Here is a 21,395-nt window from a genome sequence, read left to right on the forward strand (position 1 = left end):
TGAGTCTAAAAACCCTGTGAGGGTTTTCTGGGAATTAAATTTTTTATCTTCAAAGAGGCAGGTGAATTTTGGAAGCGCCTTTTTTACGACACCAGCGATAGTGTAATTTTGGAGTTTAAAAATGCTTTTAGGAGGTCTTCCCGCTATTCGTTTCAATCTTTTGCGCCAAACTCCGGCACAAAAGGATTTCACTGCTATCTGGGCTATAAAGTGAAATCTTTTTTTTTATATTATAAATGGAATAAAAGAGAGAAAACATCAATGAGTAAAGGTATTTTATTGACAATTATTTAGTTATGTTTTTCTTCGGCTGTTTTTTTATTTTTAGCTGTCAATAAGTGGGGTTTTAGTAATGTTTCGAACTTATACTTTAAATATTTGTTTCACAGAGTTTTAATTTGGTTTTTAAAATGTTGCACCGATTCTGCACCTAAATTCAAATTAGTTTTCTACGAGAATTAATTATTGTTAATATAATAATAATGAAATTTCTTTAATCTTAATGTTTACGGGCTTTTAATAACGGTTTGTGTCTTTTAGATTTAACTGTACAGGATTTACAAACCACTAATTTTTATAAGTTAAAGCGGGTTAAATTCTATAAAAAAGTATAAAAAAAACGCTAAAACTTATGTTTTAACGTTTTTTTAAGAGTGACCCCGACGGGACAAATTTCAACATTTTTTTTGGATGATTTGAAGAAATTGGCTTACTACATGTAATGTTTGTCTTTCATTGGCTTTAGAGTTTTGGTTTAGATGTACTGTTGGGGATTGAAGCAAAAATATATTTAGTTTTATGTATTATTTTACCAAAAATAAAAAGAGACAGCCTTAATCTTTTGCAAAAAAAAGATATCAATTCCTTATATTTAAAGTTTTGAGCTGGCAATAAAATGGTAATCAAAATCTCTAATACAATTGACTATTACTATTTTGTCGCATAGTAATTATATAAAAAGCCCTGAAATTTCAGGGCTTAATTGTAATTTATTTTCAGCAAACTACATTTTTGGAAGCAGTACTGCGTCCACTACATGTATGACACCATTAGATTGATTTACATCTGAAATTGTAACTTTAGCTTTATTGCCACTTTCGTCACTAATGTACAAATCTTTTCCATCCATCCAGGCAGTTAGAGTTCCGCCGCTAACTGTTTTTAAAGAAGCTTTTCCTTTACCAGCTTTTATTGCTTTTGCAATATCAGAACTATTCATTTTACCGGCCACTACATGATATGTCAATATAGTTTGTAATGATTTAATATTCTCAGGTTTCAATAATGTTTCAACAGTTCCAGCCGGCAATTTACTAAATGCTTCATTTGTTGGTGCAAAAACAGTAAATGGGCCTTTACCTTGTAAAGTTTCAACTAATCCTGCTGCTTTTACTGCTGCTACCAAGGTGGTATGATCCTTTGAGTTTACCGCATTTTCTATAATATTTTTATTAGGATACATAGCTGCTCCACCAACCATTACTGTTTTTTGTGCAAATGATGTCAATCCAAATCCTAATGCCAGGATTGCTGCTGCTAAAAATTTTCTAGTTTTCATAATTACTTTTTTTAAGTTATAAAGTCATTTACGCTTTAATATTCTTTTTGGTTTTAAAAGAGGTAAAAAAATAAATTAAAATGAATACAAGAGGCGAATTGATATATTAATAATGAAAGCTCCAATATTCCCTATTGTTATTTTAGCATTATTCAGCCCACTCATTAATCCAGTTGCTAACAGTCTGGCACCACTTCTGGTCGTCATTCAAACAGGGAATAGCCAGGAAATTTTCCCCTCCATTTTTCTCAAAATCTTCTTTGGCGCGCATGGCGATTTCTTCGAGCGTTTCTAAACAATCCGAAACGAAAGCAGGTGTTACAACAGCCAGATTTTTAATTCCTTTTGCCGGCATTTTGTCAATTTCAATATCAGTATAAGGCTCTAACCATTTATCTCCCGCCAAACGCGATTGAAATGTCAGACTGTATTTATCTTCGGGAAGCCCTAATAATTTTACAACTTGCCTTGTTGTTTCGTAACATTGGTGACGATAACAGAAATCGTGTGCCGGAGATGGCGCACTGCAACAAGAACCGTCAATTTTACAATGTGATTTTGTAACGTCGGTTTTGCGAATGTGACGCTCTGGAATTCCGTGATAAGAAAACAACAAATGATCATATTCAAAACCAACTAAATGTTTTTGAATTGAATCTGCCAAATTCTTGATGTAATCCGGTTTGTTATAAAATGCCGGAACATCAGTAAATGTAATGTGCGGGAATTTCTTCTTGCGGATTTCTTCGGCCTTTACCAAAATAGTCAAAGTCGAAGCCATTGCATATTGCGGATACAGCGGAAAAAGCAGTACTTCAGTAACGCCTTTATCATGCAATTGCTGGAGTCCTTTCTCGATTGTCATGCTTCCGTAACGCATTGCAAGTTCAACCGGTACATTTACTAAAGTCTGTACTTTTTTCTGCATTCTTTCTGAAAGAACAACTAATGGAGAACCTTCTTCCCACCAGATTTTCGCATAAGCGTGCGCAGATTCTTCTGGCCTTTTTCTTAAAATAATGCCGCGAACCAATAAAACTCTCAATAAATACGGAACATCGATCACGTATTTATCCATTAAAAATTCATCTAAATACGGTTTAACATCTTTTGGTGCGGGACTTTCGGGAGATCCCAAATTTACTAATAATACGCCTTTCATTATCGTTTTTATTTTAATTTTCCTCAAACTCATTACTTGTTGCTTCTTAAAATTAATCAAATATATTTTTATTTATGCCTTAATCTATAAAAGCGAAACTGTTTTTATGATTGGTATTAATGGACATTATATATCTTTTTGGGGTTGTGGAAAATTTTTTCTTGAATCCCGCAATAAAGTGGCTTCCGGTGCTGTATCCTATTTTCAGCCCGACTTCATTTACATTGTAAGAACCGCTGTCCAATAGTTTTAAGGCGAAATCCATTTTGTAGTCAAACAGAAAACCGTATACCGTATCACCATAAATTTGTTTGAAGCCTGTTTTTAATTTTTTCATATTCAGCCCAATTTCATCTGCCAGCTGCTGCAGTCCTGGCGGTTCGGCCATATTGGCGATAAGTATTTCTCTGGCTTTTTTGATTTTCAGCACGTTATCTTCATCAGTCAAAAATGGACATTGCACTGCGTTTGGATCTTCCATTTTATTGAAATACAGACTCAATAATTCATATGCTTTTCCTTTATAATAAAGGTTCTTTAGGGAAGGATGAAGGCTGTAATGAAACAGCTGGCTCAAAACAACAGCCATAGCAGGACTGATGTACCCTTCGGTATAATACTTTTTTTTCTTCTTATCGGGGCTTAAAATAGAAATATAATCTGCTTGAAGGGAAAATAACGAGTGAAATTTATTAATCGAAACAATAACAGAAATCATCCATGAATTTGGAGAAAGTTCTAACTTAAGCAATGACTGATGCTGCAGATTGCACAAAATCAGTGATTTTTCCTCTTTCAATTCTAATGTGCAATGATCCTGACTGGACAAAAAAAATGCATTACCTTTTAGTGCGAAATGAAACTGTATCAGGCCGGCACCTATTTCGTGCTGTGCAGAAAAAGATTCTGAGCTGTCGTTCTGGAAACGGATAAGGGTAAGGCCGTCCTCAATTTGTATTTCTTCCTCCATTTTTTTGATATAAAAAATTATTGACTTTTCGAGATAGTTTCCAGCTGGTTATTGTCTATTGGCTTCTAAAACTGCGGCAAACTGGATATTTATTTTATTGGAAAGCTTGCTTTTAACCAAATTTGGGATTTCAATATTAAAATCACTGGCATTTACGCTGAAATTACATGAAATGCTGACCCCTGATGGTGATCTGCTTATCTTTGCAGCAGTATTTATATCCCTGGATTTACCGTGGAGTTGTAATTTGCCTTTAATGATAAAATCCTTAGCATCTGCGCTTAGGCTTTGAAGATCAAATCCTTCTATCTTTCCTTTAAATACGGCTTTTGGATATTGGTCACTTTCAATATAATTTTCATTGAAGTGTTCTTCCATTAAGGCAGCCTTAAACTGGAAACCTTTCATCAGGGCTAAACTTGCAATCTCTCCTGTTGCTGGATTCAAAACAAAAGTAACATTCCGATTTACTGCCTTAACTTCTTCAAAAGAAGGAACGGAAGCTTCAAAAATGACTTTTGCCGATTTACTGACCATTTTTTCTTGTGATACGCCAATAGCGTAAACACTCAGCATTGCAATAAGTATTGTTTTTTTCATTTATTTCGCCTTTATTTTTTTTAGATCATTATCTATTTTGTGCAGCTCTTATTTTAAAACTGCAATAATTTGAATTTTGACTTTATTATCCAGTTTATATTTAATAAGCGCTGGAATCGGAATGTTAAAATCACTTGCATTTACTTCAAAATCAGATATAAAGGTGACTCTGGAACCCGATCTTGTAATTTTTGCATCGGCACTTATATCCTTGGATTTTCCATGCATTTCTAATTTTCCTTTTATCGTGTAATCTTTATAATCTTCAGTTAGATTTTTAATGTCGAATCCTTCTATTTGCCCTCTAAAAATAGCTTTTGGATATTTATCGGTTTCCATGTAATTTTCATTAAAATGTTCTTCCATTAATGCCATTTCAAACTGGAATCCTTTCATTAAAGCCAGACTTGCCACTTCTCCAGTTGCGGGATTCAAAACAAAAGTTACCTTGCTGTTAGTTCCTGCAACCGGCTGAAAAGAAGGTACTGAAGCTTCCAGAGTTATTGTTGCAGATTTAGTTACTATTTTTTCCTGTGAAAAAACAATAAAAGAAGCCAATAGCATTGGCATTATTATGATTTTCTTCATGTTGCTGTTATAGATTATTTTTCTAATAATCCATCCTGATTCCATTTTTTTATAATGTCGATAGTAGCTTGAGGCAATCTTGGTCCACCTTGCGGCATTAAGGAACTATCTCCATTTTCTAAAGAAATTCGTGTAAGGAGTCCTCGGTTTAAAACTGCATTTTTCACCTGTTCATAAGTAACTAAAGACATTGGCGCGCCATTTTTAGGAACTGCTGCATGGCATACAACACAGTTATTATCAATAATAGATTTTACATTTTGGTTGTATGTTGCCAAACCATTAATTGGTGCAGTGTCGCTTAGGGTGCTTGGGTCGTCATTGGCACAGCTTACAAAAATTGAAGCTAATGATGAGATGGCCAGAAGGGTTTTTAGATTCATAAGATTGGTTTTTAGTTATAAATAAATGCATGACTTTAAGAATTACCAGGCATTTCAAAATCATATACGATGAAATGAATAATCCAGATTTCGAAGGAGGCATATTTAATGATTTAAATCCAATAGGTATTTTTTAACGTAGATAATTTGAAATACTAAAAACCAGTTATGAGAAAAAAAATACTAATTACAATTTTCCTTTTTATAATAATCGGAATTTCAGCGTACCTCTACATCTACAAAGGGCATAGAAATATAGAATCAGAAACTGCCGATTATGTTGTAACCGTTAATGAACTAGAAAGAGAGTTTACTTCAAACGACAGTCTGGCTTACATCAAATATCAGGACAAAACAATTGAACTATCTGCACGGGTAACAAGTATTGATAAAGCCGGCAATGGAATTGTTATGAGCGAAAAAGTATTTGTGACATTCAAAAACCGTTTGCCGCAAAATATTATATCCGGGAAAACCCTAAAAATTAAAGGGCGTTTTTTAGGATATGACGAACTGCTCCAGGAATTTAAAATAGACCAATCTTCAGTTGTACACTAATACAAATAACAATTTAAAACTAACCTCATGAAAAACTTTATCCTATTATTTTTTTTATTTCCGCTGTTAACCTTCTCCCAAACCGATTTATTGTCCGGGGTAGAAACTCCTTCTGCAAAAGAAAAAGTGACATCTGCATTCAAAGCCTTAAAAATCGTTAATCTCGAATCTACAAAATTGGCAGCAAAAGGCGATTTGTATTTTGTTGTTGCACACCGATTCGGCTCTATTAAAGATGGCTTTGAAGGTTTCTATGGACTGGATAATGCCAATACGCAGATTAAATTTATTTACGGTCTAACAAATGGACTCAACGTAAGTGCCGCCAGAAGTGAATTTGCTTATGACTTTGCAACAAAATATATGCTGTTTCCTCAAATAAAAGACGGCTTTCCTGTTACTATTGCCGGTTTTAATAGTTTATCTATTAATAACACATTAAAAGAAAGTCTGTATCCGAAACTTCAATTTAAAGACAGGCTGACTTATGTTGCGCAGCTGCTGATTTCAAGAAAATTTTCTGAAAAGCTGTCTTTAGAAATTGTGCCGTCATTCTTTCATCAAAATTTTGTTGAAGATGTAGATCAAAGCAATTCCCAATATGCCATAGGATTTGGAGGGAGGTATAAATTCGCTAAGCGCTGGTCCTTAAATATGGATTATGCGGCGCATTTAAACAGAGCGCCAAATTCACTTTATAAAAATCCGCTGTCTATTGGTTTTGATCTGGAAACGGGCGGACATGTTTTCCAGATGCATTTTACCAGTTCACAGGCAATTGATGAGGCTGGATATCTAGGAAGAACCACTGGCGACTGGACAAAAGGAGATATATTTTTTGGATTTAATCTTGCCAGGGTTTTCTAGTATCTACTTTATAATTAAATTATTAGGTAATTTCTGTATTTAAAATGATTCTAAATTAATCGATTTTCTATTATTTCTAAAACCGCAGCTCTAAAGTACACGTAGATAATTTTAAAACCATAAAAAAATTATGAAGACTAATAAAATAATCAAAAAAGGACTTTTAATTCTGAGCGGCATATTTGTACTGTTTGCCGCGATTTTGCTTTTTCACATTATAACGGCCAAACCGCCCGTTTATGACACCCCAAATCTCCAAGTAAGCAGAATCGATTTTAAATCAGATATTGATTCTCTGCAGGCCAGAAAAATTTGTGCCGACCTTAGAAGCATAAAAGGCCTGACATCAGACTCTATCATCGTTAAAAGAAATGTTGTGGTGTATTTCCACAATAATAAAATTACAAACTCGGAGAAAGTTTTCAACGAGTTGATGGCTAAAGGACGTTACGATGCGCAGCGCTATATTTTACCGGCAAATTTAGCAGACAAAGAAGTCTGCCCAATGAATCAAAATAGTTTGAGCTATAAACTGTCTCAAAAGATAAATCGTTTTTTTAATTAACCCTTTAATACTTTAAATTTATGAAAGTTTATTCAAAACTTACACTTAGTGTACTAATTGCTGCATCGGCAGCTATGATTTCCTGCAGCAGTAATGACGACGAAACCCCAGCACCGGTTAAGGCTTCTATCTACGAGCGTTTAGGCGGAACTAAAATGGTTTCTGATCCTGATAATTCCGGCCAGATGATCGAGCAGGGGCGTTTGAGTTTCCGCAAAGTGGTAAATTCAACTATCGGATTGATTGTTGCTGATATCCAATCGAACGCGTCGGGTAATCTGCAGGCACATTTTGCCCCTTTATTAGCAGAAACTGGAACTACCCAGTCTACCAATATTGCTAAATTATCAGATAACCTTACTGATTTCTTTTCGTTTAATACCGGAGGTACCAATGCTGTAAATACATATTCTGGTTTGAGTATGTCGGCTGCGCATGATCCCGCAAAAAATCCTCGTATGGGAACAAAATCAAGCAATGCAGATTATACGAAATTTGAAGGATATGTTGGAGCTGCGGCCAATGCGAATGGCGTTGCTTCGAATACAGAACTTTATACTGATATTGTTGCTGTTTTAGAATCATTGAGAACTCCTATAGTTCAAAAATAAATTTCTTCTCAAAACGCTGCCTGAAAAAGGCAGCGTTTTATATTTCAATACTATTTGAAGTATATAAATATTTTTCAAAACCTGTTAGTTAGCTTTATAATTCCTGGAAATTATCTAAAACCGCAGTTTAGGTCCATTTATTCCATAGTGATCTAAAAAGCATTTCCGGCGCTGTTATATAAATCTGCAGGCAATAATTTTTGAACCTTTTAAGGAAACCATAAATATGGAAAATTTTAATATGTCCAGATCCTCCACTTTTTATGCATTGGGGTTAAGCTACAAGAAAGCAGATGCAGTTATCAGAGGAAAATTTAGTCTAGATGCTAAATCACAATCTGATTTATTGCTGCAGGCCAAGGCAGAAGGGATAGAATCATTGGTAGTTACTTCTACCTGCAATAGAACTGAAATTTATGGTTTTGCCCATCATCCTTATCAACTCATCAAACTGCTTTGCGAGAACAGCAATGGCTCTGTAGAAGAATTTCGGCAGGCTGCTTATATATATAAGAATGAAGAAGCTGTCAGCCATATGTTCCGGGTAGGAACAGGTTTAGACAGTCAGATTCTGGGTGATTTTGAAATCATCAGCCAGATTAAAACCGCCTTTAACAATAGTAAACGGGAAGGTTTGGTCAATACATTTCTGGACCGGCTGGTAAATACAGTTATTCAGGCGAGCAAAAAAGTTAAAACGGAGACGAAAATTTCTTCTGGTGCAACATCGGTTTCTTTTGCATCAGTGCAGTATATTATCCGAAATGTGGCGGATATTGGAAACAAAAATATTTTGCTGTTCGGAACGGGGAAAATAGGAAGAAATACGTGCGAAAACTTAGTAAAACATACTAAAAACAGCCATATTGCCCTTATAAACAGAACAAAAAACAAAGCCGAATTACTGGCTGGCAAGCTGAATGTTATTGTAAAAGATTATGCTGATTTAAAACAGGAACTGCAGCAGGCCGATGTGCTGGTTGTAGCTACAGGAGCACAAAATCCCACTATTGACAAAACATCGCTTGCTTTACAGAAACCCTTATTGATTCTGGATTTATCCATCCCGCGCAATGTAGATGCCAATGTAGAAGAAATCCCCGGTGTAACTTTAATACATCTGGATGATCTGTCTCAAATTACGGATGACACGCTGGAAAAGAGAAAACAGCATATTCCTGCTGCAGAAGCCATTATTGATGATCTGAAATTAGAACTGAATACCTGGGTGAACGGCCGAAAATGTGCTCCGACTATTCATGCCTTAAAATCCAAGCTAAATGATATTGTATCAGCAGAATTTGCTTTTCAAAAAAGGAAAACAACCCATTTTGATGATGCACAGATGGATTTAATCAGTTCAAGAATTATTCAAAAATTAACAAACCATTTTGCCAGCCATTTAAAAAATGAAAACACTTCAGTGGATCAAAGCATTGAATTTATTGAAAAAGTATTTCAGATAGGGCATCTTGCACTGGATAAGGCTTCTTCACCAATAGAAGAAAAATACAAAATCAATCTGTCATAAATGCTTAATCAGCTGCAGTTTCAAAGCTTACCAGAGTACTGAAACAAGACATGCAAAAATAGAACCCGTCAGCTGCGCTGCACGCTGCGACGGGCTTGTCCATAAACATAATCTTCCAAAAAATGTTTACTTAATTCTGCATGGGAGTAATCAATTCCTCATTTTGTAAAGTTAGACTAATTGATTTGGTGATAATTACATAATTATTAATTAATTTTATAATTAGCTTTTCTACTATAAATTACTTCACATCATTGATTCATGTTATAAAAGAGGCGGGCCGTCGCACCAAACGCTTCAGGAGAAAACTAATTTTTTGTCTCAGCTGAGCAATAATTGATAATCGGAGAGTGAGAGCGGAAAATTCAATAAATTATAAATAGTTAACCATTTATAATGGATTTTCATTATTTCAATTAAATAGAAATCTAAATAAAAGGAGTATGGGGCTATTCCATTTTTGGTGTTCGAATCCTGTTGGCTTTTAACTTAGCCTGCGCTTCAGTTTATCTTATTTTTAAAGTGAATTTGGAAGATGATTTTAGCTTTTTTACTATGGCTAAGGGGGTTGTGTAAAGTTCCGCCAGAGTGCAGTATTGAATCCCAAAAAGCGCATATTGAACAGGATCAATATGCGCTTTTTATTTAGGTCTTTTTATGGAATTAGACTTTTCCTAAAGTATAAAGCTGTTCCATTGTAGGTGTGAGGCTTCCCCCTGCAGGTTCCAGCGTGATGCCAAAAGCTTCAGCTGAATCGGTTTGGCTTACAGCGAAGATTTTTTGAGAGTTTTCTTCAAAATTATCCAGCAGACCAATACTTGTCGGGGTAAGCACCGGACTTAGTTTTAAAGACCAAACCTGGTAAACCATTCCTTTTGGAGGGTTTGGCAGACCTGCCGCGTCGATATAAGTCGTTTTTGTTTCTCTGTTCCAATACACTTTTGCAAATGATGCCGGAGATACTGATTGTCCGCCCAGAGTAACGCTTGTATTTTTAATGTCTCTCACAATGCTCAGATTTTTCTCAGTCTGTTTATTCTGCTGGTCTAAAATAGCATATTCTCTTTCAATTTTATTTTTTTCCCCTCCAGCCTCAGAGACTGCCTGTTTGGATTTTGTCAGTTCTAAAGTCTGATATCCAAAACCTAACAATAATAATACTGCAGCCGCCCAGCCCAGGTACTGCGGACGTTTTGATGCTGGTTTTATATCGACAACTTTAGTATGTTTAAGCTCTAAACGCGCTTTTGTTTTCTCGAAATTGGCAGCCGAATGGAAAGGTGAGAAGCTTGATGATAAGGCTGAAACAGCTTTTTCTATAGAAATGATTTCACTTTCAATCTCAGGGTTTTCTCTGGCCAGTTCGGCAATTTCCAGGTTCTCTTTTTCTGTCAGCAGGCCGTAAACGTAAAGTTCTAAAATGCCTGATTCAATATATTGCTTATCTTCCATTATATCTTTAAATAATTTCTTAAATCGTTGATACAGTTTCTGTTTTGTGTCTTTACAGTTCCCAAAGGTATAGCTAATTCTTCTGAAGCTTCCTGCTGGGTATATCCCTTAAAGAATAGCAGATCAATAATCTCGATACATTTTGGTTTCAGTTTTTTAACGAACTCCTGAATGCCAATTGCATCTAGTTTATTAGCTAATTTATTACTGTCATCTAACAGATTTACGAAATTATCCGAAGAAAGGTTTTTTTGGGTGTTGTTGAAATTTTTGGATCGCAGCTTGTCAATAGATGTATTCCTTGCAATATTAAGGATCCAAGTGTAGAACCGGCCCTTGCTTTCGCTGTAGCTATCGATGTTTTTCCAGATTTTTACAAAGACTTCCTGCAGGACATCTTCGGCTTCTTCGCGGTTTTTTACCAGAACATTTATGACCGAAAACAAGCTTTTTGAATACATATCATAGAGATGGGTGAAAGCCCTTTCATCTTTTTTGCGGATTAATACCAATAATTCTTCTTGGCTCATAGGATTGGATTTAAAGCTTAAATAAATTTTGATTTCTTAGAAAGTGGTAATGCCGGATAAAGGTAATTTATTTTTTACGTAACTGGCCCAAAAGCAGAAATAAAGGATATCACTTTCAAAATGCCAATTTTCGTGGGGTTATACTGAAGAATTTTTAGGAGCTCTTCCCGCTATACGTTCCAATCTTTTGCGCCGAACCCCGCCGAAAAAGGATTTCCACTGCTATCGGGGCTAAAAAGTTAAAAAGACAATTCGGAAACAAACCAATTTTTTGCTTTAGTGAAGCAACAGTTATATTTGAAAAAACGAGAGCGGGAAATTCAGTGGCTTTACAAATTTGGTTTAGTTATCCTGTTAAGGATTGATGTAAAATGAAAAAAACAACCTATTTATTGGGTAAGATTGTCGTGACATTGCCACGACAATTGATCTTCAATTATGTCTTGACGGTCGCATTATTATGGTTATGCAATTGTTCTTTATTAGATTAACTTTTTAATGTTAACACCTTGAATTATGTTAAAAAAAACAGGTATGAGAGAACCGTTTTAATCCCAAGTATTATAAATAGACAAAGTGGTGTTTTTGGTAAAGAAAACAAGAACTTTATTTAAGATAAAAACAAAAAAGAGTACTTTTGCGCTCCATAAACAAAACAATAACTTTGAAAAAGTATCTAATCGTATTGCTTGGCTGCATTATTTTAGTGCCATCATTTGGCAGTGTTTTTGTTTATGTATCTTTTAAACTAGAGCAGCAAGAAATTGTAAAAACAATCTGCGTACAGCGAAAAATGGTTTTTAATACCTGTAACGGACGCTGTGAACTTCAAAAAAGTCTAAAGAAATACGACGACAACGAAAAGAAAATGCAGAACAACCTTAAAGAAAAAACAGAGTTGGTTTACATTTTAAACACTTCAAATAAGACTTTCAAATTATTAGAACCTATTGAAATCAAAGCTGGCTTTTCGGCTAGATTCGACAATAAGCCTGTTTCTGTTTTAACAGAGACTTTCCGTCCCCCTTCTCTTTTTATATAAATTATAATTTCCATTGCAATTCCTATTGGAATAATTTTTCATTGTTGTATAACAATGAAAGATTGCTTGCACTTTAATAAAATTAAAATTATATAAAAATTACAAAATGAAAAAAGTACTATTTTTTGCGGCAGCTTTGACGGCTTCACTACAAATCTATGCGCAAAAAAAAGACAGCATATCGGGCAAATATACCTTAATGGACGAGGTGATTATTGAAGGAGTCAGAAAGTCCAAAGATGTTTCCAGTGAACTGGCTTCTAAATTGCCACTCAAGAACCTGGAAAATCCTCAGGTGACCGCTTCGGTCTCACCGCAGCTTATTAAAAACAGAAATTTTTTCACTCAAGGCGAAATGCTCAAAAATGCCACAGGTGTTGCGCCCAGCTGGGCAGGAATTTCACCTTATTATTCCATCCGGGGATTTCGTACCCGATCGAGCTTCAGAAATGGCGTAAACGGTTATGTGGCCTCTGATATGGATCCGGCAAACATCGCCCAGTTAGAAGTAATTAAAGGACCAAGCGCTGTAATTTTTGGCGGAGGCGGCGCAACTATGATTACTTTTGGAGGACTAATTAATCGGGTTACCCTAAAACCACAACAGACCACTTTTGCTGACATTACTGTAATGGGCGGATCTTACAATCTGCAACGTGCAACTCTTGATATCAATACACCTCTTGACAAAGATGGAAAGGTTCTTGCCCGTTTAACCGGCGCTTATAACTACAATGATACTTTTCAGGACCAGGGTTTTTCAAAAACATTTTTTTTAGCTCCAAGTATTTCTTATAAAATCAGCGATGATTTAAATATTCAGCTTGATGCCGAAATTTTAAACAAAACCGCTACCAACAATCCGCTTTACCAGGTGGCTTTGGGGACTGCTAAATCAGCAGATGAACTCCATTTGGATTATTACCGTTCTTTCAATGACAACTCACTTACACTCAATAATAAGGCAGTAAATATTTACGGAAAAGTCATTTACAGGCTTTCAGAGAATTGGAAATCGGAAACCAATTTAATTTCAGTCAATAATAAAACTCCGGGCGATTACATCCGATTAAGATTAGATGATAACAGCCAGAATGTGACGCGAAGAGTGTACAGAATGTATCCGGAAAACATTACCAGCCAGCAGATCCAGCAGGATTTTGTGGGGAATTTCAAAATTGGCAGTGTGAAAAACCGGCTGATTGCGGGGGTTGAATACTATCATTATCTCTATGGGATTGCCAGTAAATCTATGAATTTTACTAAAGTTTCAGCTGCTGGGACAGATCCTGAGAATGCTAATTTTAATAATGAATACATTTCCGGTCAATTGGCCTTAAAACCCTATGGAGAGAATTATAAGGCAATTCAGGATCATTATTCCCTATATATTTCAGACGTTATCAACCCTTTGGAGAATTTAAGTGTAATGCTTAGTGCCCGAATCAATTACATCAATAACAAAGGGACTGAGGATTTATTAACAGCGACAACTACCGGGGATTACACACAAACGGCTGTTTCTCCGAAATTGGGAATCAATTACCAGATTATCCCTGAAAGAATAGCATTATTTGCTAATTATATGAATGGTTTTCAGCCGCAGGCACCGCAGTCGGTAAACGGGCAGATGACCAATTTCCAGCCCGTTTATGGAAACCAGTGGGAATCGGGAGTTAAAGTTTCCCTGAAAAAGAACCTGTTGGATGCCGTTTTGAGCTATTATAATATTGATCTAACCAATGCGGTAAGACAAAATCCAAATGATACGGCTTCCTATCTGCAGGATGGCGAGCAGCGCAGTAAAGGTTTTGAAGCAGATTTAGAATCAAATCCGATGAAAGGACTGTTTTTGCATGCTGGTTTTGCTTATAATGACAGTAAACTTATTGTTTCCGATGCACTTACTCAAGGGCTAAGGCCTGTAGATGCCGGTCCCAAACTTTCCGGAACCTGGTACGTGAATTACGCTCCGCAGTCAAAAGCTTTAAATGGCTTTTCATTAGGTATAGGCGGCAGTCATTATGGTAAAGATCTGATGATCAATAATATCAATGGCTCTTTTTATACGAATCCTTATACGGTAATCAACTCGGTGCTGAGTTTTGAGAAAACCCGTTATGTATTTTCACTTTCTGCCAATAACCTGCTCAACGAACATTATTGGTATGGCGGCCGTGGTATGGTTACTCCGGGAACCCTTCGCCAGGTGATTTTATCTTTGAAATTAAAATTGTAATGCTGTAATTCAGAACTTCCATTGAAAAAAATTACAAAGACCTCATTTAAACTGCACAGCTGCCTCGGATTGTTTTTCGGGGTACTGTATCTGTTTTTTGGAATTTCGGGCGCTTTATTGGTTTTTAAAAAAGAGATTGAGTATTTCAATAATCCGCCAATGCATTGCTGTGTAAAGGGCAGTAAAACCATTTCATTAAACCAGATGTATCATAAAGTCTCTGAGAGGTATCCCCAGGCGCGGCAGATCATGCTGCAGACTTTTCCCAGAAATAGCTGCGACACCTATGAATTTATGATTTTTAATTATCAGGATAATGTCAGCGATAATTATCTCTATTGCTGTATGGTAGACCCTTATTCTGGAAAAATTGTAGCAGAAGGCAGTTTTAGCTCTTTACAATCGCCTTTTTTCCGCTGGCTGTATGCTGCGCATTATTCCCTTTTAATTGATAAACCAGGCAGGCTTATAACGGCCATTGCGGCCATTGCATTAATTTTAAACTTAATTACAGGTGTGATCATTTATCGCAAAAAGATATTTGCTGTACTTGTTTTTAAAGAGAAGTTAAATCGTAAATCTTCCAGAACCCTTTATTCTTCGCTGCACAGGATTATTGGTGTCTGGACCCTGTTGCTTAATTTTATTCTTTTTTTTACAGGTTTCTGGATGAATAAAAGTCTTTTTTTACCTTCTGAATGGGAATTAATTTCTAAGAAAGAACAGAATTATCGGACAAGGGCAAATATTGACCAGGTGATAAAACAGGCACGGGAGATTCCGAATTTTAATCCAATTGCCGTAAAAATAGCTGCTGATAAAAAAACGGATATTATAGTAAGCGGTGAGTTTTCTGATACCCAAAACCCGCTGTATTTTGGGAAAGGCAGTGACGTTTATTATGACAGTAATAATGGAAATTGGATTAAAACAATACGGATTGAAGAAAAATCATTTTCCGACCGGTTTTATTGGATGATGAAACAGCTCCACAGGGGGGATTATGATAGTGTTTGGATAAAAATTCTGTATGTAATTGCCGGATTCAGTCCTGCAGTACTTTCTATTACTGGATTTATTCTTTGGAGAAGAAAAGGCAGAAAAGAAATATCTAAAAAATACAAATAATAAGATATCTGTTTTGTGATTTTAAAACTCGTTCAAATCTATGTCCTGCTCTGGGGCTAAGAAGTTTTTTTGTAACTCATTAAAATGAGTTTAAAATGGGGGACCTCTACGATACAATTTACAAACCATTTTATGAATGATTTAAAGAAATTAGCTTACTTTCAAGTGAATTTGTAGGATAATTATTTTGAATTTTTATTTATTAGCGGTTTGTATGTATCGTAAGGGTTAAATGTTAAAAAATGTTAATTCAACGAAGATATGATTTCAATAAAATGATGATCGTAAGGATAAATCTTTGATAAATAGTTTGTCATTTGTTTCCAAGTAAATTTAAATTATAATTCTTAAAATATTCACATCAAAATTTATCAATGATTATTTAGAAAGAAACAATCTTAACTTGTTTATAATTAATAACAGTGCACTTTCAAATTAAAACGAAGAATGATTTATTTTGTTTTCATTTTTCGGTGAAATTCCTTTTCTATATCAGTAAATTGCATTAATTTTTTTTTGCATAGATAGTTGGTTTGAAGTAAATTAAGTCCTTGCTTTCGGATTTGCCAAATCATTCAAATTCTATTAAGAAAATTGCCTAAATCAATTATAGTAGTTGTTATTTCATCCCTTTTTTTCTACGTTCTACTAAATCTTCAAAGATTTCTTTTTCAGTTTCCATCATAAAGTTAAGTAGTTTAGGCAACCCGTCTTTAGTTACAACAAATATGTAAGCCATTGTTGGATTATTTTCATAATGATAATTATAAAGCAATAAAGAACATTCCGTTTTCATTAATTTGGGATTTTTTATCTCATCATATTTTAATTCATATAAATCATCAGTAATTAAAAGAATTGGCAGATATAAAAAAAGGCGAAAATATTGGTCAGCTTCATTATTGTCTTCAGGTTTAATTTTTTGCTCACAATATTGAGAAATTTTCGACAATCCTTCATAAATATTATCAGGATGAAGAGCCATTAATTCGTCTTTTGCGTTGTTTTTTTTATGTTGGAAGGAGCAATATTGGGTAAATATTGAGAATTTGTTTTCCATCACTATTTTATCCCAATAATGACTTGAAAAATAATCTTCCATTTCTGGAGGAATAGTTATTCGTTGTTTAAATGCCTCCCAATCTTGAATGTTTGGATTATTTTCAAATTCAGTAAGTAAAACTAGAGGAGCAGAATTGTTTTTTATTTCAAAAACATATTTAACATTAGTAAAGCATTTATTTTTCTTATAATCAACATTTGCTTCATATAATTCAGCAATCAAATCAATTTCTCTACTCTTTCCTGTAATTGGATCTTTGATAACAGTATTTGTTTCAACAAAAAAACCTTTTTCACTTAACATTTTTGAAATTTCTGATTCAAAGAGATAGCCTGACCTTCCAAGGGCTCCTAATATTTCAGCTTCGTTAAAATTAATTTTGTCCATGTAGTTTTAAGATATCATATAACTTATTTAGATGTGCGACAAAATCACACAAAGCCACCTAGAGTTAGATAGATATTTGTGATACCTATCACACAATATTTATTACCAAATATAGAATATTTCCATTATAATTTATTGAATTTAGATTGTTTAGATATGTTAAGTGTCAAAAGATAACCAAAACACGTGTAAATACTTAGTGTTCATTTTTTACTCATTCTTATATTTGATACGAATATGGTTTTCCGTAAAAAAAATCAGCTGAAACAGATGATATTTGAATTACCAAAAAATGAAATATGAAGATAAGCACAATAAAAATTAAAGGTTTCAGATCGTTTGGACCTAATGAAGTTTTGATTCCAATTGAAGATGATCTGGTGGGGTTGATAGGGCTAAACAGTGCGGGCAAAACCACTTGTCTTGAAGCGTTAAAGAAATTGTTTGGGCAGACATCTGCCGATCGGGAGCTTTTTCGTCAGGATTTTCATGTTGGCAAGGATGAAAATCCTGATTTTGCTGAGGAGAAGAAAACTTCCATTGAAGCGGTAATTGATTTTTCAGAGGAAGAAAAAGAGGCGATCCCGCATTTTTTTTCTGAAATGGTTGTAGACGAAGAAGACGGGGATCCTTATCTGCGAATACGATTAGAAGCTTATTGGAAAAAATCGAATTTTATTCCTGAAGGGGAAATCGATTCTAAAATGTATTTTATAAAAACTGCTGAAGGAGTTCAGGAAACTGAAGACAGCAAAAGGCTTTTTCCAAGTCATTTCCGAAGTTTGATTCAATTGCTGTATGTTCCTGCTATCAGAAGACCTACTGAACAATTACGATATTCTTCGGGTACGATTTTATTTCGTGTCTTAAAAAAGATTAAATGGAGTGACGCTTTTAAAGGAAAATTTGATAAGAAAGTGACTGAATTAAACGGTCTTTTCAATTCGCTGAATGAGTTCGGCACAGTTCAGGAATCCATAACAGAATTATGGCAGCAGTTCCATAAAGATGAACGTTATAAGGATACTGCGCTAGGTTTTGGAGGTAGTGATCTAGATTCTATATTAAAAAAAATAGAGATTTCTTTCAGTCCTACGGGGACTTATAAATCCTATAAGATTGATGAACTTGGAGAGGGTTATCGTTCACTGTTTTATCTTACCCTGGTGTGCGCGCTGCTGGATATAGAAGAAAAACTTTCAGAACAGGAAGATCAAGAGAATATCGGGATAAACCGTCCTTTGCTTACAATCCTTGCAGTGGAAGAACCTGAAAATCATATTGCGCCGCAGCTGCTGGGTAGGGTTATAAAAATTCTAAAGAAAATCAGTCGCAATGAAAGTTCACAGGTACTGCTTTCCTCACATACACCGGCGATTGTGAAAAGATTAAGACCTGAATGCATACTGCATTTCAGAATCAATCAAAATTACGAAACAGAAGTCAACAGGATTTTGCTTCCTGACAGAAAAGACGAAGCTTACAAATATATAAAAGAGGCCGTGCATAATTATCCCGAAATTTATTTTGCAAAGCTGGTTGTCATTGGAGAAGGGGATAGTGAGGAGGTAATATTTAACCGTCTAATGGAGGTAATGAAGGTCGATTTCGATGATAACATTATAACATTTGCTCCGCTAGGACACCGTTTTGTAAATCATATTTGGAAACTGCTTCAGGCTCTTCGTATTCCTTATGTGACTCTTCTGGATCTTGATATTGGAAGAGATGGAGGCGGATGGGGAAGGATTAAATATGCAATAAAACAATTAATAGAATCTGGCACAGATAAAAACGAAGTTTTATTGTTATCTGATGATACGGTAATGCAAGATAATAAACTAGAGAGTATGCATACAAGGGCATTAAATAAGCAAGAAAATATTAAAAGCCTGAATAGTTGGGTAGAAAGACTAAAGTGTTTTGATGTTTTTTATTCCGCTCCACTAGATCTTGATTTTTTAATGCTTACACACTATCCTGACTTTTATAAAAATGCAGTGCCGGAAAATGGCGGACCGCAGATTCCGAATGAGGAAGCGGAAGCAGAGAAATTTGGCAAAAAGGTAATTTCGGCTGTGCATGCTGTCTTAAAGTCTGAAAAAGCCAATGGGGATACATATTCTCACGAAGAAAAGAAATTGATGATCTGGTACAATTACCACTTTTTAGGAAGAGGAAAACCGGCAACTCATATTCAGGTATTGTCTTCAATGAGGGTCAGAGAGATTAGAGAAAATCTGCCGCCCGTTTTTAATGAATTTTTTATGCGCATAAAAGAAATTTTAGATACAGAACAAGCAGATGAAGCCCATTAAAACTGACGAGTGGATTCCTGCAGATGGACTTGAGCTCGAAAAGAATGCGCACAATGTCGCAACCGAAGTTAAAAACAGTCTAGTGGTGGCTGGTCCCGGAGCTGGCAAAACAGAACTTTTAGCACAGAAGGCATGCTTCTTACTACAGACCAACACCTGCCGCTATCCTCATAAAATCCTCGCAATAAGCTTTAAAAGGGATGCGGCCAGTAATCTAAAGGAGCGTGTGAGGCTTCGATGCGGTGATGAATTGTCAAAACGATTTGATTCTTTGACATTTGATTCATTTGCCAAGCAAATTCTGGATCGTTTTCTCTCAGCGCTTCCAGATACATTTAGATTAGTTCCGGAATACGATATCCTATTAAATGAAAAGTCTGTTTTAGAATACTATAGGGCTGAAGATATTGATTTTTACGGTTCTACCAATAAAGATAAAATCATAAAGCTGCACAACGTGCAGCTGCCATTTTCTAAAGACAGTTCAGAAGAAGTTTTGAAGGGTAAAGTATGGAGCAGAATGATGCGGGAGTCAAAACTTTCATTTATTATGGTGATGCGCTTAGCAGAATACATTATGGTGAGCAATCCCAAAATCAGGTCATACCTGCAGCAGACTTATCAATTCGTTTTCCTGGATGAATTTCAGGATACTACTGAAATCCAGTATGATTTTTTTAAAAGCTGTTTTTTGGGAAGCAGCAGTTTCTTTACAGCAGTTGGAGACGACAAACAGCGAATTATGATATGGGCAGGAGCCCGGAAAACTGTATTTGAAGATTTTATAAATGAAATGGGAGCGGAAAGGATACCTTTGAATATGAATTTCAGGTGCGCCCCCAGACTCGTTGCCCTGCTGAACCATCTTACCAAACATCTGCTGGGAAAAGATGATTTAGCACTGCCTTCCCCTAAATGGCGTGAAGATCAGGGAGAATGTCAGGTTTGGATATTCGAGAATCCTGAATCAGAAATGGAAATACTGTTTAAGGATATTCAAAAGTGGATTAATGAGGATGGAATTGATCCAAGATGTATATGCATACTGGTAAAGCAGCAGCTTGACGTCTATGCAGGGGAACTTATTGATTTCTTTAATCAGAACGGAATTAAAGCCCGAGACGAAAACGTTCTGCAGGATGTACTAACTCAGGAATTATGCAATTATGTCATTGATACCCTTTATGTCATATTCAAGAGCAAATCAGGGAATGCCAAAGAAAATGCCTTCAACTTTTTGAGAAACCTGCATACTGAACTTGAAGATGAACAGCTGCTAAAGCTCGAAATAGCTCTTTCAGGATTTATTAAGGGACTGAGGGAGAAATGGAAGAAAAATGGCCTTTCGGAAGTCCAGGTCAAAAGCCTAATTGATGAAATAATCGAATTTGCGGGAATTGACAGGATAAGGGCTAATTATCCACATTATAAAAATATCGTGGAATTTAACCGGATTCTGGGCTTATTGAAAGCAGAACTGATTAAAGATTACCTTTCAGTAAATGATATGTGTGAAGCATTAGATATGGTGATGGGAAAAGATACGATACCTGTTATGACAATCCACAAAAGCAAAGGACTGGAATATCATACGGTTGTATTTATAGGTCTGGAAGACGGCGCATTCTGGTCATTCGACCAACAGCCTGACGAAGATAAATGCGCTTTTTTTGTCGCCCTGTCAAGAGCAAAAGAAAAAGTAATGTTCACCTTAAGCAAGAAAAGAACGGGCAGATTTGGAGAGCAGAAGCAGTCTATTAATAAGATCAAAGTTATTTTTGATGAATTACAGAAATCAGGAATTGTACAGATAGTACAAAGGAAATGATTGTTTTAGTGATGT

19 protein-coding genes are annotated in these 21,395 nt (G+C 35.4%); 10 read left to right on the forward strand and 9 right to left on the reverse strand.

Features of this window, described 5'->3' with window-relative positions; translation table 11 throughout:
- Positions 1-1,003: 1,003 nt before the first annotated feature.
- The 6 genes from ABDW27_RS22555 to ABDW27_RS22580 all read right to left on the reverse strand — a co-directional run bounded on the left by ABDW27_RS22555 (position 1,004) and on the right by ABDW27_RS22580 (position 5,261).
- Entirely contained in the window at positions 1,004-1,558 is a 555-nt protein-coding gene (locus ABDW27_RS22555; RefSeq protein WP_109193286.1) for a fasciclin domain-containing protein, read from the reverse strand.
- 148 nt (positions 1,559-1,706) lie between these two features.
- The gene (gene hemH, locus ABDW27_RS22560; protein WP_109193287.1) at positions 1,707-2,720 is read right to left on the reverse strand and encodes a ferrochelatase; all 1,014 of its coding nucleotides are present in this window, start codon (positions 2,718-2,720) and stop codon (positions 1,707-1,709) included.
- Between the two features lie 79 nt (positions 2,721-2,799).
- Positions 2,800-3,690 (reverse strand): AraC family transcriptional regulator, encoded by an 891-nt coding sequence (locus ABDW27_RS22565; protein WP_289877072.1) that lies wholly within the window; start codon positions 3,688-3,690, stop codon positions 2,800-2,802.
- Positions 3,691-3,738: 48 nt separating this feature from the next.
- The gene (locus ABDW27_RS22570) at positions 3,739-4,290 is read right to left on the reverse strand and encodes a YceI family protein (protein WP_289877074.1); all 552 of its coding nucleotides are present in this window, start codon (positions 4,288-4,290) and stop codon (positions 3,739-3,741) included.
- 48 nt (positions 4,291-4,338) lie between these two features.
- Positions 4,339-4,923, reverse strand: a complete 585-nt coding sequence (locus ABDW27_RS22575) for a YceI family protein (protein ID WP_343697981.1) — start codon at positions 4,921-4,923, stop codon at positions 4,339-4,341.
- Positions 4,893-5,261 carry a hypothetical protein gene (locus tag ABDW27_RS22580; RefSeq protein ID WP_202002379.1) on the reverse strand — a complete coding sequence of 123 codons (369 nt, stop codon included), beginning with the start codon at positions 5,259-5,261 and terminating at the stop codon, positions 4,893-4,895. The genes ABDW27_RS22575 and ABDW27_RS22580 overlap by 31 nt, the downstream gene beginning before the upstream one ends.
- 168 nt (positions 5,262-5,429) lie before the next feature.
- On the opposite strand from ABDW27_RS22580, the gene ABDW27_RS22585 reads away from it, so the two are divergent.
- The 5 genes from ABDW27_RS22585 (at position 5,430) to hemA (ending at position 9,393) form a co-directional block, all read left to right on the forward strand.
- Entirely contained in the window at positions 5,430-5,819 is a 390-nt protein-coding gene (locus ABDW27_RS22585; protein ID WP_202002382.1) for a hypothetical protein, read from the forward strand.
- A gap of 27 nt (positions 5,820-5,846) precedes the next feature.
- Positions 5,847-6,686 (forward strand): DUF5777 family beta-barrel protein, encoded by an 840-nt coding sequence (locus ABDW27_RS22590; protein ID WP_109193292.1) that lies wholly within the window; start codon positions 5,847-5,849, stop codon positions 6,684-6,686.
- Between the two features lie 130 nt (positions 6,687-6,816).
- Positions 6,817-7,251 carry a hypothetical protein gene (locus ABDW27_RS22595; RefSeq protein WP_109193293.1) on the forward strand — a complete coding sequence of 145 codons (435 nt, stop codon included), beginning with the start codon at positions 6,817-6,819 and terminating at the stop codon, positions 7,249-7,251.
- 20 nt (positions 7,252-7,271) lie between these two features.
- Positions 7,272-7,862, forward strand: a complete 591-nt coding sequence (locus ABDW27_RS22600) for a hypothetical protein (RefSeq protein ID WP_091490987.1) — start codon at positions 7,272-7,274, stop codon at positions 7,860-7,862.
- Between the two features lie 226 nt (positions 7,863-8,088).
- A complete protein-coding gene (gene hemA, locus ABDW27_RS22605; protein ID WP_343697982.1) occupies positions 8,089-9,393 on the forward strand; it encodes a glutamyl-tRNA reductase in 1,305 nt (434 codons plus the stop codon).
- Between the two features lie 663 nt (positions 9,394-10,056).
- Here the strand turns inward: hemA and ABDW27_RS22610 are convergent.
- Together ABDW27_RS22610 and ABDW27_RS22615 are read right to left on the reverse strand one after the other, a co-directional pair.
- Positions 10,057-10,845: an anti-sigma factor gene (locus ABDW27_RS22610; RefSeq protein WP_343697983.1), complete on the reverse strand. Its 789-nt coding sequence runs from the start codon at positions 10,843-10,845 to the stop codon at positions 10,057-10,059.
- Positions 10,845-11,375 (reverse strand): RNA polymerase sigma factor, encoded by a 531-nt coding sequence (locus ABDW27_RS22615; RefSeq protein ID WP_109193296.1) that lies wholly within the window; start codon positions 11,373-11,375, stop codon positions 10,845-10,847. The genes ABDW27_RS22610 and ABDW27_RS22615 overlap by 1 nt, the downstream gene beginning before the upstream one ends.
- Positions 11,376-12,039: 664 nt before the next feature.
- On the opposite strand from ABDW27_RS22615, the gene ABDW27_RS22620 reads away from it, so the two are divergent.
- From ABDW27_RS22620 to ABDW27_RS22630, 3 genes are all read left to right on the forward strand, one after another.
- Positions 12,040-12,417 (forward strand): hypothetical protein, encoded by a 378-nt coding sequence (locus ABDW27_RS22620; RefSeq protein WP_236673041.1) that lies wholly within the window; start codon positions 12,040-12,042, stop codon positions 12,415-12,417.
- Positions 12,418-12,523: 106 nt separating this feature from the next.
- Entirely contained in the window at positions 12,524-14,656 is a 2,133-nt protein-coding gene (locus tag ABDW27_RS22625) for a TonB-dependent receptor plug domain-containing protein (protein WP_278021739.1), read from the forward strand.
- Positions 14,657-14,677: 21 nt separating this feature from the next.
- Complete coding sequence (locus ABDW27_RS22630) at positions 14,678-15,784, forward strand: PepSY-associated TM helix domain-containing protein (protein WP_289877079.1); 1,107 nt, start codon at positions 14,678-14,680, stop codon at positions 15,782-15,784.
- Positions 15,785-16,403: 619 nt separating this feature from the next.
- Here ABDW27_RS22630 and ABDW27_RS22635 read toward each other — a convergent pair.
- The gene (locus tag ABDW27_RS22635; protein WP_343697984.1) at positions 16,404-17,234 is read right to left on the reverse strand and encodes a hypothetical protein; all 831 of its coding nucleotides are present in this window, start codon (positions 17,232-17,234) and stop codon (positions 16,404-16,406) included.
- Positions 17,235-17,533: 299 nt separating this feature from the next.
- Between ABDW27_RS22635 and ABDW27_RS22640 the strand changes: the two genes are divergently transcribed.
- Together ABDW27_RS22640 and ABDW27_RS22645 are read left to right on the forward strand one after the other, a co-directional pair.
- The gene (locus ABDW27_RS22640; RefSeq protein WP_343697985.1) at positions 17,534-19,552 is read left to right on the forward strand and encodes an AAA family ATPase; all 2,019 of its coding nucleotides are present in this window, start codon (positions 17,534-17,536) and stop codon (positions 19,550-19,552) included.
- Positions 19,539-21,380, forward strand: a complete 1,842-nt coding sequence (locus ABDW27_RS22645; protein WP_343697986.1) for an ATP-dependent helicase — start codon at positions 19,539-19,541, stop codon at positions 21,378-21,380. Before ABDW27_RS22640 ends, ABDW27_RS22645 begins: the two co-directional genes overlap by 14 nt.
- The last annotated feature ends 15 nt before the right edge of the window (positions 21,381-21,395 follow it).

The organism is Flavobacterium sp. (genome assembly GCF_039595935.1).
Taxonomy (GTDB): Bacteria; Bacteroidota; Bacteroidia; order Flavobacteriales; family Flavobacteriaceae; genus Flavobacterium.

Coding starts and splice junctions, on each gene's coding strand:
- hemH (WP_109193287.1), bottom strand. CDS start 2,720: ATGAAAGGCGTATTATTAGTAAATTTGGGATCTCCCGAAAGTCCCGCA.
- ABDW27_RS22555 (WP_109193286.1), bottom strand. CDS start 1,558: ATGAAAACTAGAAAATTTTTAGCAGCAGCAATCCTGGCATTAGGATTT.
- hemA (WP_343697982.1), top strand. CDS start 8,089: ATGGAAAATTTTAATATGTCCAGATCCTCCACTTTTTATGCATTGGGG.
- ABDW27_RS22610 (WP_343697983.1), bottom strand. CDS start 10,845: ATGGAAGATAAGCAATATATTGAATCAGGCATTTTAGAACTTTACGTT.
- ABDW27_RS22595 (WP_109193293.1), top strand. CDS start 6,817: ATGAAGACTAATAAAATAATCAAAAAAGGACTTTTAATTCTGAGCGGC.
- ABDW27_RS22580 (WP_202002379.1), bottom strand. CDS start 5,261: ATGAATCTAAAAACCCTTCTGGCCATCTCATCATTAGCTTCAATTTTT.
- ABDW27_RS22590 (WP_109193292.1), top strand. CDS start 5,847: ATGAAAAACTTTATCCTATTATTTTTTTTATTTCCGCTGTTAACCTTC.
- ABDW27_RS22645 (WP_343697986.1), top strand. CDS start 19,539: ATGAAGCCCATTAAAACTGACGAGTGGATTCCTGCAGATGGACTTGAG.
- ABDW27_RS22600 (WP_091490987.1), top strand. CDS start 7,272: ATGAAAGTTTATTCAAAACTTACACTTAGTGTACTAATTGCTGCATCG.
- ABDW27_RS22635 (WP_343697984.1), bottom strand. CDS start 17,234: ATGGACAAAATTAATTTTAACGAAGCTGAAATATTAGGAGCCCTTGGA.
- ABDW27_RS22640 (WP_343697985.1), top strand. CDS start 17,534: ATGAAGATAAGCACAATAAAAATTAAAGGTTTCAGATCGTTTGGACCT.
- ABDW27_RS22570 (WP_289877074.1), bottom strand. CDS start 4,290: ATGAAAAAAACAATACTTATTGCAATGCTGAGTGTTTACGCTATTGGC.
- ABDW27_RS22615 (WP_109193296.1), bottom strand. CDS start 11,375: ATGAGCCAAGAAGAATTATTGGTATTAATCCGCAAAAAAGATGAAAGG.
- ABDW27_RS22625 (WP_278021739.1), top strand. CDS start 12,524: ATGAAAAAAGTACTATTTTTTGCGGCAGCTTTGACGGCTTCACTACAA.
- ABDW27_RS22585 (WP_202002382.1), top strand. CDS start 5,430: ATGAGAAAAAAAATACTAATTACAATTTTCCTTTTTATAATAATCGGA.
- ABDW27_RS22565 (WP_289877072.1), bottom strand. CDS start 3,690: ATGGAGGAAGAAATACAAATTGAGGACGGCCTTACCCTTATCCGTTTC.
- ABDW27_RS22575 (WP_343697981.1), bottom strand. CDS start 4,923: ATGGAATCAGGATGGATTATTAGAAAAATAATCTATAACAGCAACATG.